The organism is Allobosea sp. P4_C6 (genome assembly GCF_056402015.1).
Genome location: NZ_JBFUIF010000291.1, coordinates 1 through 890 on the forward strand (window position 1 = coordinate 1; position 890 = coordinate 890).

2 protein-coding genes are annotated in these 890 nt (G+C 59.1%); both read left to right on the forward strand.

The genetic code is table 11. The annotated features are described in order from the left end of the window. Positions 1-377, forward strand: a 377-nt coding sequence (locus tag AC1DVA_RS28745) for an acyl carrier protein (protein WP_476808181.1), incomplete at its 5' end; no start/stop codon positions are given. 222 nt (positions 378-599) lie between these two features. Continuing rightward, the coding region (locus tag AC1DVA_RS28750) for a DUF982 domain-containing protein (RefSeq protein WP_476808182.1) at positions 600-890 on the forward strand (291 nt) is incomplete at its 3' end.

The window sequence follows — 890 nt, forward strand, 5'->3', positions numbered from 1 at the left end:
CCGAAAAGCCCGACCGATCTACAGGCCCCAAGGCCTCCGCAGAAATAGGATACGCAGGACCGCGTGTGCACGCCGAGAAGGAGGAGGCTCGTACCGCAATGACCAAACACACCCCCGGCGAGGCCAAGCTTGTCAGGAGATTGCTGGAAATCATTGCTGCTGAGGGGCTCGTAAGTCCCGACCTGCTGGAGCCACATGCGACGGTCGACGATATCGGTCTTTCGCTTGATGACCTGACGCTCATCGGAAATGCGATAGAGCGTGAATTCGACTGCGATATGATGCCTGACGAAGAGATGCAGGCGTGCACTACGGTTCGCGAGCTTGTCGGGCTGATTGGTCGAAGGCTTCAAGATCGTGCGGCTAGCAACCGATGACAGCTCCCATAATCGACGCGGCGGCAAAAAGAGGCTTCCGAGCCTCGGGTATGACGAGAACTGAGCACGCTTAGTTGCAATTGACCCTACGAAAAAGGCGCCCAGCCAGCCGAAGCGCGACCGGATCTTGAACACCTCAAACTAGGACACCTAAATCAGCGTCATCCGCCCGCCAACCGCGGCGCGGACCCAAATCCATGTTGCTTCTAGGAGGATGTGGCGATGGCACTGATGCCTTCGGATGAATTTGAACGACCTGTTGTCATTCTGACCGGTCTCGGAATCCCGACCACCGTCTCGTCGGCGATGGAGGCCTACATGTTTCTGGCGGATTGGCCGAAGAGCCAGAGAGACGCTGTCCACGCCTTCGCATTGAGGGCCTGCTTGGCGGCGGTCCGCGACGAGATTGAGCCCGAGACTGCGAAAGGGGTCTTCGCCTCCTGGGCTGAGGAGAACGACATTCTGGCGCCGGACGTGACCGCGTTTGCAACCAGCCGCCGGACAGKATCGCAC